The sequence below is a fragment of the Mesorhizobium abyssinicae genome (assembly GCF_049887195.1).
Classification (GTDB): domain Bacteria; phylum Pseudomonadota; class Alphaproteobacteria; order Rhizobiales; family Rhizobiaceae; genus Mesorhizobium; species Mesorhizobium abyssinicae.
Map to the genome: position 1 here is coordinate 496,113 of NZ_JARAKC010000001.1, position 13,377 is coordinate 509,489.

Genomic DNA, 13,377 nt, shown 5'->3' on the forward strand with positions numbered 1-13,377 from the left:
ACCCGAAGTGTAAAGACGCTAGGCTTTGTCCGAAATGACATAAATCGTGCAAAAACTGCCATGAAACGGACAGTCGCGATCATTATCCATCCGGGTTTCCAGCTGCTGGATGCCGCGGGCCCGACGGCGGCCTTCGAGATCGCCGGTCGTTTCTGCCCCGGCAGCTATGAGCTGGCGATGCTGGCGCCAGGCGGCGGCGCGATCGAAAGCTCCTCGGGCATCAGCCTCGCCACCGAGCCTCTGCGCGACGAGCACTTCGACACGGTCATCATTTCCGGCGGCGAGATCGTGCGCTCGCTGGCGGCGGCCGAACAGATCGCCGCCTGGCTGAAACGCGGCCGCGCGCGGCGGATCGCCAGCGTCTGCTCGGGCGCTTATCTGCTGGCGGAAGCCGGGCTGCTCGACGGGCGCCGCGCCACCACGCACTGGGCGAGCACGGACGATTTCGCTCGCCGCTATCCGAGGATCAGCGTCGATGCGGACCGCATCTTCGTTCACGATGGCGATGTCTGGACCTCGGCCGGTATTTCCGCCGGCATCGACCTCGCGCTCGCCCTCATCGAGGACGATCTCGGCCAGGATGTCGCGCGCCGCACGGCGCAGCAGCTTGTCGTTCACCAGCGCAGGTCCGGCCAGTCGCAGTTTTCCTCGCTGGTGGAGCTCGGCGGCCGCACCGGCCGCTTCGCCGATTTGATTGAGTGGATGCGGGACCATCTCGCCGAGCCGCTGACGGTCGAGATTCTCGCCGACCGCGCAGCCATGAGCCCGCGCCACTTCGCCCGTGCCTTCACTGGAGAAACGGGAACCACGCCTGCCAAGGCCGTGGAGCGGCTGCGCCTGGAAACCGCCCGAACCGCGGTGGAGACCAGCTCCGCCTCTCTCGATCGTATCGCCGCCGCCACCGGTTTCGGCGATCCCGGCCGCATGCGCCGCGCCTTCATGCGCGGCTTCGGCCAGCCGCCCCAGGCGCTGCGGCGCTCGGCGCGGCGATAGCGGCCGCTCCGCGTCAGCCCAGCTCGAGCGTGGTTATGCCGAACACCCTGGCTTGCGCGTTTGCCGGCACGCCTCCCCGATACATCCGGGTCGTGCTGAAGCCGGGCGACAGGCCGGCGGCCCCAAGCGCTGCGGTGAAATCCGCATTGGCCACCGGCACGTCGATGTGCAGCGTGCCCCTCATCATGTCGGTCAGCGCGGCCAGCAGCCGCAGCGCGGTCTCGGTATCGTCGGCGAACAGCGGCCCGACCTTGAACCCTTCCCGGCACTGCCGCGCCACGCCATAGCCGCAAATCCGGCCGGCTTTCATGGCCAGCAAGGCAACGCGCGGCGGCTGCAGCCATCCTTCGAGGAAAGCCGGCCGTGGCGCCGGGAAACAGCCGCGGTCATAGGCGAGGACGTCGGCAAACCGATCGGGCGTCAGCGGCCGGATGTCGCCGCTACCGGCGAGACCTGCGGCATGGCCGCTGTAGCGGAGCGTCTCGTAGGCGGGCTGAAATCCCATGCGCCGATAATTGGGCTGCTGCTCGACGACACCGTCGAGGCCGATCGTGCGATTGCCGAGCCGCGCCATGCCGGCGTCCCACACCGCCTTGCCATGCCCCTCGCCGCGCCGGTCGGGTCGGCAGATATAGAGGCCGATGAAGCCGAAGCGGTCGCCATAGGCGACGGCCGAGATGCCGGCCACCATCTGGCCGTCGACGAAGGCGCCGATGAAGCCTTCGGGGTCGGCCGCCTGGAACACGGCGGCATCGCCAAAGCCCGGATTCCAGCCTTCGCCCGCGGCCCAGTCGACAAGCATTTCCACCTCCTGCGAGGCGAGCACGCGGATTGTTCTCGGCATCGTATCACTCGGCGGCGACGGCACCCGGGGCGAAGGATTTCAGAACGCCACGATAGGGCTTTGCCAGCGGGTTTGCATAGGCGCCGCGTTTGGATGTCGACAGGCCAAGCGCAATCAGCGCCTCGGCCTGCTTCACCGCAGCGCCGACGCCGTCGATGACCGGCAGGCGGAAATCCCGTTGCAGTTCGGCGGCAAGATCGGCCATGCCGGCGCAGCCGAGCACGATCGCCTCGGCGCGATCCTGCTCGATGGCGCGCGCGATCTCGTCGCGCAGCTTGACGATGGCGCCCGACGACGGGTCCTCCAGCGCCAGGACCGGAATGTCGGCGGCGCGCACGCGGGCCCGCGCGGCCATGCCGTAGCGCCGCACCAGCTCTTCGACCGGCACGCGCGAACGTTCGGTGGTGGTCACCACGCTGAAGCGCTGGGCAATGAAGGAGGCGACGCTGAGCGCCGCTTCGCAAATGCCGATGACCGGGATGGCCGCCATGGCGCGCGCCGCGTCCAACCCGGTGTCGTCGAAGCAGGCAATGATCGCCGCCTGCGCGCCGGCACGCTCGCCGGCGGCGATCTCGACCAGCAGGCCGGGCACGGCAAGTGCCTCGTCGTAGTAGCCCTCGATCGACACCGGCCCCATCGACGAGGTGACTGCGAAGATCTCCGTCGAGACGCTGGCAACCGAGCGGGCGGCCGCCGCGACGGTTTCGGTCATGCTGGCGGTCGTGTTCGGGTTCACCACAAGAATCTGCACGTTGGCTCCGTTCAGGCTCGCGCCCGGCGGCGGCCGACATAGACGATCGCGCCGAGCGTCAGCAGGATCACCAGGGAAGAGAACACGGTGGTCACCGTGCCAAGCGCATAGAGCACCGGCGTCGTTACATTCGTCGTCATGCCGTAGATCTCGAGCGGCAGCGTGTTGAAACTGCCCGACGTCATCAGCGTGCGGGCGAACTCGTCATAGGAAAGCGTAAAGCCGAACAGGCCGACGCCGATCAGGCTGGGCGCGATCATCGGCAGCACCACATGCGCGAAGGTCTGCCAGGACGACGCCCCGAGATCGCGCGCGGCTTCCTCATAGGCCGGCGAGAAGCGGTTGAAGACGGCGAACATGATCAGCACGCCGAACGGCAAGGTCCAGGTCAGATGCGCGCCGAAAGCCGACGTGTACCAGGCGGGACGAAAGCCGATCTGCTGGAAGACGACGCCGATGCCGAGGCTGATGACGATCGACGGCACGACCAAGCTGGCGACGGCGAGATAGAACAAGGCCGCGGCGCCGCGAAACTTGCGACGGAAGGCGAGCCCGGCGAGCAGCGACACCGTGACCGTTACCGCCATCACCATCAGGCCGAGCGCCAGCGAGCGCCTGAAGCTGCCGCCGAAATCGCCTACCGCCTGCTTCTCGAACAGATTGGCGAACCAGTGCAGCGAGACTCCGTTGAGCGGGAAGGTCAGCCCGCCATTCTCGCCCTGGAAGGACAGGATCAGGATCGCCGACAGCGGCCCGTAGAGAAACAGCACGAACAGGGCGAAGAACGCCGCCAGCAGGTAGAATTGGAGAGTTCGCTTCTCGCGGTGCATCGCCTCAGAGCTCCTTGCGGATGTCGACGATGCGCAGGATGCCGGCGACCATCAAAAGCACCAGCACCAGAAGCACCACCGCGTTGGCGGCGGCGGCCGGATACTGCAGCAGCGACATCTGGTTCTTCATCATCAGCGCGACCGAGGCGCTCTGCCCGCCCGACATCACCTGGACGGTGGAGAAGTCGGCCATCACCAGCGTGACGACGAAGATGGTGCCGATCGCCATGCCCGGCTTGGCCAGCGGGATGACGACGTTCCACAAAATTTGCCAGCCGGAAGCGCCGGCGTCGCGCGCGGCCTCGAACAGCGAGCGGTCGATGCGCATCAGCGTGTTGAAGATCGGCGTCACCATGAACAGCGTGTAGAGATGCACCATGGCGAGCACCACGGCGAATTCGGAATAGAGCAGCCATTCGACCGGCTTCGGCACCAGCCCCAGCTGCACCAGCGTCGAGTTGACCAGCCCGTTGCGGCCAAGTACCGGGATCCACGAGATCATGCGGATGATGTTGGAGGTCAGGAACGGCACGGTGCAGACCAGGAACAGCACCATCTGCATGGCCGTGGTGCGGATGTGGAAGGCTAGGAAATAGGCGACCCAGAAGCCGATGAAGAGCGTCAGCGCCCAGACGATGGCCGCGTATTTCAGCGTGTTGAGATAGGTCTTCCAGGTGACCCAGGAACCGAGCACATCCGCATAATTGGTGGTCAGAAAATCCGGATACATCGCCGCGAAATCGTAGTCCCAGAAGCTGACGACAACGATCATCAGGATCGGCAGCAGCAGGAACGCGCCGAGGATCAGGGCAAGCGGCGTCGCCTGCAGATAGGGGGCGATGGCGCCAATCGAGAAACGACGGCGCCTTACGGGCCTGGCCGCGGCCATTGCAGGGCGTTCGAGCGCGACTGTCATGCTGGATATCCGACGAGTGGTTGTGTTTGCGGATGACGACGGCGTCGCCGCCGTCATCCGCCATCAGTGCATCACGCCGCGATGAACTCGTTCCAGCGCTTCACCATGTAGCGGTCCTCGTCCATGACCGAGTTCCAGCAGGCGACCTTGCCCATGCGCTGTTCGAACGAGCCGCCGTCGCGCACCGCGCCCGCCTTCTCCATGACCTTGCCGTCCGGCGACAGGATATCGCCCTTGGCCGCCTTGCCTTCGATCCAGTAGCCCCACTCGTCCTCGGACATGAACTTCTTGGCCGACACCATGTTGGCCGAGTAGTAGCCCTGGCGGTTGAGATAGCCGCCGACCCAGCCGGACGTGTACCAGTTGATGTATTCGTAGGCGGCGTCGAGCTCGGCGCCCTTGAGATGCGCGGCAAGGCCGAGGCCGCCGCCCCAGGAGCGATAGCCTTCCTTGAGCGGCTGGAACCGGCAGGCGATGCCCTTCGAGCGGACCGCGGCCACGGCCGGCGACCACATCGACTGGATCACCACTTCGCCCGACGCCATCAGATTGACGCTCTCGTCGAAAGACTTCCAGAAGGCGCGGAACTGCCCGGCCTGCTTGGCCTTGATCAGGAAGTCGATCGTCTTGTCGATCTCCTCCTTGGTCATGTTGCCCTTGTCGGCGTATTTGATGTTGCCGGTGGCCTCCATGATCATCGCCGCGTCCATGATGCCGATCGACGGAATGTTGAGGATCGCGGTCTTGCCCTTAAAGGCCGGGTCCATGATGTCGGCCCAGGTGGTGATGTCGCGGCCGACGAGGTCGGGACGGATGCCCAGCGTGTCGGCATTGTAGATCGTCGGCACCATGGTGAACCAGTCGGTCGGCGCCTTGGCGAAGACCTTGCTGTCCTGCGCCTCGACATAGCCGACCGTGTGCGGCGCGGTACCCTGGGCGATGACGCTGTCCGGCGTCAGCTTGCCGGTTTTGAACAGCGGCACCAGTTCGTCGTAATATTTCAGCTTGCTGACATCCATCGGCTGCAGCACGCCGGTGGGAAACACCTTCTTGCAGATCCAGTATTCGATGTCGGCGATGTCGTAGCTGTCAGGTTGCGTCACCGCGCGCTGCGCGGCGGCGTCGGAATCGGTCGCCGTCATCTCCAGCGTGATGCCGAGGTCCGCCTTGCACTTCTCGGCGATGGCATTGAGGTTCGACACGCCGGTGCCGAACTGGCGCAGCGTGATGTTCGATTTCGCCCAGATCGTCGGGAAGCCGGTGATGATGCCTGAGCCGGCGGCAAGGCCGACCGCCGCGGCACCCGTCTTGAGCAGCGAGCGGCGGGAAATGCCTGTCTTCTTGTCGGTGGTGTTGGTCATTGTCAGTTCCCCTTTTTGGTTGTGATGGTTCAGGAATTGAGGCGGCCGAGGATTATCGCGTCCTCGACATCCCAGGCGATCGGCACCGCGTCGCCGACGGCGACCGGCCTGGCGAAGAAGCTCTCGTCATCGAGGATGACGGTGAAATCCTCGATGCCGGCGCCATTGACCGAGAGCTTCACGGTCGCGCCGCGATATTCGATGTTGGAAACGATGCCGCTGAAGCCGAGCCCCGCCGCCGGCGCTTCGCCGACGCGCACACGGTCGGTGCGGATGGCGATGTCGATCGGCGCGCCGGGTTCGCGGGCCTGCCCGCTCGCGGCCAGTGAGGCGCCACCCGGCACATCGAAGAACGCCAAGCCGTCGCGCTCGCCGCTGACACGCCCGGAGACGACATTGTGGTCGCCCATGAAGCGGGCGACGAACGCGGTCGCCGGCCGTTCGAACACCGTGCGCGGCGGCGCCGCCTGCTCGATGCGGCCATCGTTCATCACCACGATCAGGTCGGCCAGCGCCATCGCCTCCTCCTGGCTGTGGGTGACGTGGACGAAGGTGATGCCGAGCGAGGCCTGCAGTTTCTTCAGCTCCGCCCGCATACGGATCTTCAGGAATGGATCGAGCGCCGAAAGCGGCTCGTCGAGCAGCAGCGCTTCGGGGTCGGTGATCAGCGCGCGCGCCAGCGCCACACGCTGCTGCTGCCCGCCCGAAAGCTGCGCCGGACGGCGGCTGGCATAGCCGTCCATCTGCATCAGCTTCAGCATGTCGAGCGCCTTGGCGTGGCGCTCCGCCTTGCCGACGCCCTTCATCTTCAGGCTGAAGGCGACGTTGTCGACAAGGTCGAGATGCGGAAACAGCGCATAGGACTGGAACATCATGGCGGTGCCGCGCCTGGCCGGCGGCAGGTCGGTAACGACAACATTGCCGAGACGGACGTCGCCGCTGGAAATGCTTTCGTGCCCGGCGATCATGCGCAGCGTCGAGGTCTTGCCGCAGCCGGACGGGCCGAGCAGGCAGCAATAGGTGCCGGCCGGGATCTTGAGGCTGATGTCCTCGACGGCGGTGGTTGCGCCGTAGACTTTCGAAACGGACACGATGTCGATCTCGGCGGCTTTGGACATCCGGGCTCCTCTTGCTCGGATTAGCCAAAGCATCATGCGTGCCAGTTGCCCGCCGCTACCCTCAAGCGGTTGAATCCTCGGGAAAATCGGCGACCGCGCTCACCGCCTGACAAAGCGGCATTCTTGTGCGATGCACAAATTATGGGCGATTGTTGGCGATGTAAGCAGAAATCGTATGCAATCTTTTCTGCGATTGCGTTCACTTTGGCTCTCGTGCAGGCGGCCCGATTCAGGCTAGAAGTGCTGAGGGACCTTACCGCCATGAACATCGCCGACCAGACCTTCCCTGCCGTCGACAATGCCAACGCGGATCGCGCCCAGGCGATCCGCGACCAGCTGCGCGACGCCATCGTCGACCGCCGGCTGGCGCCCGGAACAAAGCTGTCGGAAGGCGAGGTCGGCACCCTGTTCGATGTCAGCCGTACCGTCGCGCGCGCGGCGCTGCAGATGCTTTCCTTCGAAGGCCTGGTGCGCACCGAGCGCAATCGCGGCGCCTTCGTCGCCAACCCCTCGCCGGAAGAGGCGCGCCAGGTCTTTGCCTCGCGCCGGCTGATCGAGCCCGGCATCGCGATTGCCGCTGCCGGGCGCATCACACCGGCTGACGTTGCCGCCTTCAAGGCACAGCTCGAAGAAGAGGGCCGCTTCATCGCCGAGCGCGGGCCGAGCGCGAGGCGCTCCGAGATCAAGGCTTCCGGCGATTTCCATCTGCTGCTGGCATCGGTGGCCGGCAACGTCATCCTGCAGCGCTTCATGGAAGAACTGGTCGCGCGCTCCTCTCTGGTGATCGCGCTCTATGGCCGCTCCGGCATTTCGAGCTGCGGCCACAACGAGCATCTGCAGATCCTGCAGGCGCTGGAGAACGGCAACGCCGAACGCGCCAGCGCGCTGATGCTGCACCACATCGACCATATCGAGGCCGATCTCGACCTGCGCGTCAGGAGCGGTCCGGCACTGCGGCAGGCGCTTGAGTCCTGACAATCATCGCCGGCCGGATGGCGCGAAACCTATGCCCGCCCTTTGCGTGCATCAATGCAACCGGGGCTGTCGGCCTGACTATTATTGGGAGGGGTTTTTGCGAACGGTTGCAAAGAGTTAGCGGGGGAAAACGGCCTTGGCCCGAATGCAACCTGACCTACTTTGGTACGGTGATCGCGCCACTGGACACCAACGATGAAGGCTGGAAATGTGCGCCGTGTTTTCACGGTTCGGAGGGCTGAATCGGAGCAGGAGCAGGATGGCGCTTAAAGCCGAAGTCATTGCCGGCCATCCGGTTGTACACCGTGCTGTCCAGGAACAGTCGCGGGCACTTATCCAGATCTTTGAAACGAGCCCGCGGCTGGCTGCGATCTTCGCCACGCAGCAGCGCTGGCTGATGGGCCATGTCGGCCTCGCGCTGCATTTCAGGCGCGACCCGAACGACCATCACACGGCGCTGACCCTGGCGCGCTTCCTCAAGGTCATACGCCAGAATTCGGTGGCCAGCCGCAACACGGCGGAAGCCTTCATCAAGGAGATGCTGCATTACAACATCGCCGAATATCTGCCGACCAGCGGAGATGCGCGCGCTCATCCCATGCAGCCAACAGCGGCCACCATCAAGACATTCACCGGCTGGGTCCTCGCTCATCTGAGGACGCTGGACAGCCTCGACGGCGGCAACCGGCTGGCGACCTTCCTCGAGCGGCCCGAAATGCTGGCCAGATTGCAGCCGCTGATCGCCGACGGCCTGCTGTCCTCGACGCCGGTACGCGAGCCCGAGCAGACCTTCTCCCTGTTCATCTGGCTCAACAATGGCGGTATCGTCATGGATTGGCTGATGTCCGGCATCGATCCGCAGAATGCCGGGTTGGACCGCATCCCGACCAGCATCGTTTCAATCGCGGAGTTTGCCAAATGGCTTAAGCTGTCGCGCACCCATCTCGCGCGCAAACTGCACGACGCCGAGGAACTCGGCAGCATCGGCTGGGCCGGCCAGCGCGGCCATTCCCTGATGTGGGTTTCGAAAGAATTCTACCACGAATACATGGCCGTCCAGGCGGCCAAGCTCGCCGTTGTCGATGCGGCCTTCGAGGCCTGTTTTCCGGCGTCGGACAGAGGCTGAGCAACCGCCTTCTTCACAACCTGCGTGATGCCCTGCCGACCGTCTGGCGGCGGCTGGTTGAAACTGCTATCGGCTATGCTCGTCGAGATGTAAGCGGGTCTGGGGGGATGACGCTGAACGCCGAAGAGATCGCCGACCATCCGGCGCTGCACCGCTGCGTGCGGTTGCAGGCGCTTGCGATGAACCAGGCCTACCAGGCAAACCCGCGCCTTTCGTCCGTCTTTGCCACGCAGCAACGCTGGCTGATGGCCCATATCGGGCTCGCCCTGCATTTCAGGCGCGACCCCAGCGACTACCGCAAGGAAGCGACGGCGGCCCGTATCATCGACGCCATCCGTCAGCATCAGGTGGCCAGCCGCAACACTGCCGACGCCTTCATCAAGGAGATGCTTCACTACAACTTCATCGAAGTCGTGCCGGCCGACGAGGACGCGCGCATTCGCCCCGTGCAGCCGACGCCGTCGAGCCTGGAGGAGGTGGTGGGCTGGATGCTTGCTCATTTGCAGACGCTGGACGGTCTCGACGGCGCGAACCGGCTGTCCCTCTTTCTTGCGCGATCCGACGCGCTGGCCAGGCTGCAGCCGCTGGTGGCCGACGGCTTGCTTTCGTCCCACCCGGTGCGCGAGCCCAAACAGACCTTTTCGCTGTTCACCTGGCTGAACAACGGCGGCGCCGTCATGGACTGGCTGATTTCGGGCATCGATCCCGATCACGCCGGCCAGGACCGCATTCCGACCGTCGTGGTGTCGATCGGCGACTTCGGCGGATGGCTGAAGCTCTCGCGCACGCACCTTGCGCGCAAGCTGCGCGACGCCGAGGAGATGGGCAGCATCGGCTGGCTTGGCCAACGCGGCCAATCGGTGATGTGGGTGTCGCGCGATTTCTACAACGAGTACATGGCCGCCCAGGCCGTGAAGCTGGCCATCATCGACGCCGCTTTCGCCGAGGCCTTCGGCACGCAAGCCGACAGCTGATCGCTGCGGCATCCCCGTGCGGGAGATGCCGCAAATCATGGTCATCAACCCATCGAGTTGCGATGGCCTCAGTCGATGTCGAAGGACACGCCCTGGGCCAACGGCAGCGCCTTGGAATAGTTCACCGTGTTGGTGGCGCGCCGCATATAGGCCTTCCAGGCATCCGAGCCGCTCTCGCGGCCGCCGCCGGTTTCCTTCTCGCCGCCGAACGCGCCACCGATCTCGGCGCCCGAGGTGCCGATGTTGACATTGGCGATGCCACAGTCCGAGCCGTCGACGCCGAGGAAGCGCTCGGATTCCTGCAGGTCGCGGGTGAAGATCGACGACGACAGGCCGGCGCCGACCGCATTGTGCTCGTCGAGCACGGCGTCGAAATCGGTGTATTTCATTACATAGAGGATCGGCGCGAAAGTCTCCTCCGTAACCGGCGCGACCTGCTTCGGCATTTCGACCAGCGCAGGGTGCACGTAGTAGGCGTCCGGATGGCCGTTCTCGACCCGCGAACCGCCGGTCACCTTGCCGCCATGGGCGGTGGCTTCCTGCAGCGCCTTCTGCATGTTGTCGAAGGCGGCCTTGTCGATCAGCGGACCGACCAGCGAAGACGTCTCCAGCGGATTGCCGACCGAGACGCTCTGGTAGGCCTTCTTGAGGCGCGGCAACAGCGCGTCGTAGACGCTTTCGTGCACGAACAGGCGCCGCAGCGTCGTGCAGCGCTGGCCGGCCGTGCCCATGGCGCCAAAGGCGATGGCGCGCAGCGCCATGTCGAGATCGGCGGTCGGGCAGACGATGCCGGCATTGTTGCCGCCGAGTTCCAGCACCGCGCGCGCGAAGCGCTTGGCCAGCCGCGGACCGACATCCCTGCCCATGCGGGTCGAGCCGGTGGCCGAGACCAGCGGCACCTTCGGATGGTCGACCAGGATCTCGCCGACGGCGCGGTCGCCAATCAGCACCGGCGCCAGTCCTGCCGGCGCGTCACTGCCGAAGCGCTTGACCGCGCGCTTGAAGATCGCCTCGCAGGCAAGCGCTGTCAGCGGCGTCTTTTCCGACGGCTTCCACACCACGGCGTCGCCGCACACCAGCGCAAGGGCGGCATTCCACGACCATACCGCAACCGGAAAATTGAACGCCGAGATGACGCCGACGACGCCCAGCGGATGCCAGGTCTCCATCATGCGGTGGCCGGGCCGTTCGGTGGCGATGGTCAGGCCGTACAACTGCCTGGAGAGGCCGACGGCGAAATCGCAGATGTCGATCATCTCCTGCACCTCGCCAAGGCCTTCGGACGGGATCTTGCCGACCTCGATCGACACCAGCCGGCCGAGCTCGGCCTTGTGCGCGCGCAGTTCCTCGCCAAGCAGGCGAACCAGCTCGCCGCGCTTCGGTCCCGGCACCAGCCGCCAGGCCTGGAACGCCTTGTGGGCGGCGTCGATGGTCCTGGCCGCATCCGCCGGCGAGATCGTCGTCAGCGCCGTGATCTGCTCTCCCGTCACCGGGCTGCGCACGATCAGGTCGCCGCCGGAGAGCGCGTCCTTGGCGACGCCGAGTTTCTCCAGAAGTGCGGCCGTTTCCTTCGCTATCGTCATTTTTGTCCCTTTCAGATCCCGTCGCAAGGCAACAGGACAAAGCCATACGCCACCCTATCCGTGCCGTCGGGCACGTCGGAGCGCGTTCATGGCGTGGCATTACTCGTTTCGGGGAAAAACCGCCACCCCGGCATGGTCTAAGCCCGGCGCCCAAGGTTGGGCCAGACTTTCGAGACGAGAGCTCAGCGCGCCTTTTGCGCGGCCCGCTCGGCGCCTTCCTTCATCAGCCGGTCGATATGCATGCGGATATGGGCCGCCTCGGCGGCGGTGTTGGCAAGCGCGATCGCCCGGTCGAAGGCAACGCGCGCCTCATCGCCGCGGTCGAGCTGCATCAGCAGCCCGCCCTTGAGGCCAAAGAAGTGGAAATAGCCGGACAGCCTGTCAGCAAGCGGCTCGATCATGGCGAGCGCCGCCTCGGGCCCGCGCACCTTGGCCACCGCGACGGCGCGATTGAGCGTCACCACCGGCGACGGCTGCATGCGCTCGAGCAGGCTGTAGAGCAGGTCGATCTCGGTCCAGTCGGTATCCTCGGGCTTCACCGCCCGTGCATGCAGCGCGGCGATCGCCGCTTGCACCTGGTAGGGGCCGGGCTGCTGGTGGCGCAGCGCCTTGTCGACAAGCGCCAGGCCCTCGTCGATCATCTTGCGGCTCCAGAGCGACCGATCCTGGTCCTCGAGCAGCACGATCTCGCCACTGGCGTCGAAGCGTGCCGGCGCTCGCGCATGCTGCAGCAGCAGCAGCGCCGTCAGCCCCATGATCTCCGGCTCGGTCTGGAACAGCCTGAGCAGGAGCCGCGCCAGCCGGATCGCCTCCTCGCAGAGCGGCGCGCGCGCCGGCGCCTCGCCGCTGTTGGTCGAATAGCCCTCGTTGAAGATCAGGTAGACCATCGCGGCCACCGCTGCGAGCCGCTCCGAGCGCTCGACGGCGCCCGGCGTCTCGAACGGCACGCCGGCATCCGCGATGCGCGCCTTGGCGCGGGTGATGCGCTGCTCCATGGCGCTTTCGCCGACCAGGAAGGCGCGCGCGATCTGTTTGACGGTAAGGCCGGATACGATGCGCAAGGCCACCGCGATCTGCTGCGTCGCCGGCAGGTCCGGGTGGCAGCAGATGAACAGGAGCCGCAGGATATCGTCGCGGTAGTGGGCGCCGTCGAGACGCTCGGCGATATCGCTCTCGGCATCCTCCAGGTCGGAGATCTGGTCCTCTTCCGGCAGCGGCGCCTGCTTGGACCGCTTGCGCACTGCATCGATGCCGCTGTTGCGGCCGACGAAGATCAGCCAGGCGGCGGGATCGCGCGGCGGGCCGTTTTTCGGCCAGTTCTTCAGCGCCCTGAGGCATGCGTCCTGGAAAGCCTCCTCCGCGGCGTCGAGGTCGCGGAAGTAGCGCAGCAGCGCGCCCATCGCCTGCGGACGGGCGGTGCTGATCGCGGTGCTTATCCAGGCAAGCTCGGTCATGCGGGCACTCTGGCGGGATTGAAGATGGAAACCGGGCGTATCTCGTAGGAGCCGCCGCTCGGATTGACCTCGGAAAGCTCGCGCGCGAAGTCGACGGCCTCGTCGAGATCGGCGCATTCGAGCGTGTAGAAGCCGAGGAACTGTTCCTTGGTCTCGGCGAACGGGCCGTCGATGACGACCGGCTCGCCCTTGACCCTGCGCAGCGTCGTCGCCGCGGTTGTCGGCAGCAGGCGCGCGACCGGCCCAAGCCGCCCGGCCTGGGCGTATTTTTCCTGCACGTTGAGGAGCTTGGCCATCACCTCGTCGTCCTGTTCCTTGCTCCAAGAGCAGACGACGTCTTCGGAGGCATAGCAGAGGATGGCATAGAGCATGGCAAGTCCTTTCCGTATCAAAGGACGCGACAGTAGGGCCCTTCCCGACACAACGTCGATAAAAAAATTGCCGAGCGATCA

The 13,377-nt window shown here is 65.5% G+C and carries 13 protein-coding genes; 4 read left to right on the forward strand and 9 right to left on the reverse strand.

Annotated features, from left to right (window positions below):
* Window positions 1-60 precede the first annotated feature (60 nt).
* Complete coding sequence (locus PU724_RS02255) at window positions 61-993, forward strand: GlxA family transcriptional regulator (RefSeq protein ID WP_354419434.1); 933 nt, start codon at window positions 61-63, stop codon at window positions 991-993.
* A 13-nt stretch (window positions 994-1,006) separates the two neighbouring features.
* Here the strand turns inward: PU724_RS02255 and PU724_RS02260 are convergent, their stop codons facing one another.
* From PU724_RS02260 to PU724_RS02285, 6 genes are all read right to left on the reverse strand, one after another.
* Window positions 1,007-1,837: a GNAT family N-acetyltransferase gene (locus PU724_RS02260; protein WP_354419436.1), complete on the reverse strand. Its 831-nt coding sequence runs from the start codon at window positions 1,835-1,837 to the stop codon at window positions 1,007-1,009.
* 4 nt (window positions 1,838-1,841) lie between these two features.
* Window positions 1,842-2,588: an aspartate/glutamate racemase family protein gene (locus PU724_RS02265; RefSeq protein ID WP_127393690.1), complete on the reverse strand. Its 747-nt coding sequence runs from the start codon at window positions 2,586-2,588 to the stop codon at window positions 1,842-1,844.
* Window positions 2,589-2,599: 11 nt separating this feature from the next.
* The gene (locus PU724_RS02270) at window positions 2,600-3,418 is read right to left on the reverse strand and encodes an ABC transporter permease (protein WP_127393691.1); all 819 of its coding nucleotides are present in this window, start codon (window positions 3,416-3,418) and stop codon (window positions 2,600-2,602) included.
* 4 nt (window positions 3,419-3,422) lie between these two features.
* Complete coding sequence (locus PU724_RS02275) at window positions 3,423-4,307, reverse strand: ABC transporter permease (RefSeq protein ID WP_245493242.1); 885 nt, start codon at window positions 4,305-4,307, stop codon at window positions 3,423-3,425.
* A 98-nt stretch (window positions 4,308-4,405) separates the two neighbouring features.
* Complete coding sequence (locus PU724_RS02280; protein ID WP_127393693.1) at window positions 4,406-5,695, reverse strand: ABC transporter substrate-binding protein; 1,290 nt, start codon at window positions 5,693-5,695, stop codon at window positions 4,406-4,408.
* Between the two features lie 29 nt (window positions 5,696-5,724).
* Entirely contained in the window at window positions 5,725-6,813 is a 1,089-nt protein-coding gene (locus tag PU724_RS02285; protein WP_354419439.1) for an ABC transporter ATP-binding protein, read from the reverse strand.
* Window positions 6,814-7,074: 261 nt separating this feature from the next.
* Here PU724_RS02285 and PU724_RS02290 point away from each other — a divergent pair, with 261 nt between their 5' ends.
* From PU724_RS02290 to PU724_RS02300, 3 genes are all read left to right on the forward strand, one after another.
* Complete coding sequence (locus tag PU724_RS02290; protein ID WP_354419441.1) at window positions 7,075-7,788, forward strand: GntR family transcriptional regulator; 714 nt, start codon at window positions 7,075-7,077, stop codon at window positions 7,786-7,788.
* Window positions 7,789-8,047: 259 nt separating this feature from the next.
* Window positions 8,048-8,914: a hypothetical protein gene (locus PU724_RS02295; RefSeq protein WP_354419443.1), complete on the forward strand. Its 867-nt coding sequence runs from the start codon at window positions 8,048-8,050 to the stop codon at window positions 8,912-8,914.
* Between the two features lie 107 nt (window positions 8,915-9,021).
* Entirely contained in the window at window positions 9,022-9,888 is an 867-nt protein-coding gene (locus tag PU724_RS02300; protein ID WP_354419445.1) for a hypothetical protein, read from the forward strand.
* Window positions 9,889-9,956: 68 nt separating this feature from the next.
* On the opposite strand, the gene amaB is transcribed toward PU724_RS02300, so the two are convergent.
* The 3 genes from amaB to PU724_RS02315 form a co-directional block, all read right to left on the reverse strand.
* Window positions 9,957-11,471, reverse strand: a complete 1,515-nt coding sequence (amaB, locus tag PU724_RS02305) for an L-piperidine-6-carboxylate dehydrogenase (protein WP_354419447.1) — start codon at window positions 11,469-11,471, stop codon at window positions 9,957-9,959.
* A 182-nt stretch (window positions 11,472-11,653) separates the two neighbouring features.
* Window positions 11,654-12,925 (reverse strand): RNA polymerase sigma factor, encoded by a 1,272-nt coding sequence (locus PU724_RS02310; protein ID WP_127284726.1) that lies wholly within the window; start codon window positions 12,923-12,925, stop codon window positions 11,654-11,656.
* Window positions 12,922-13,296, reverse strand: coding sequence for a YciI family protein (locus PU724_RS02315; RefSeq protein WP_127284727.1), 375 nt, complete (start codon window positions 13,294-13,296; stop codon window positions 12,922-12,924). The genes PU724_RS02310 and PU724_RS02315 overlap by 4 nt, the downstream gene beginning before the upstream one ends.
* Window positions 13,297-13,377: the final 81 nt, after the last annotated feature.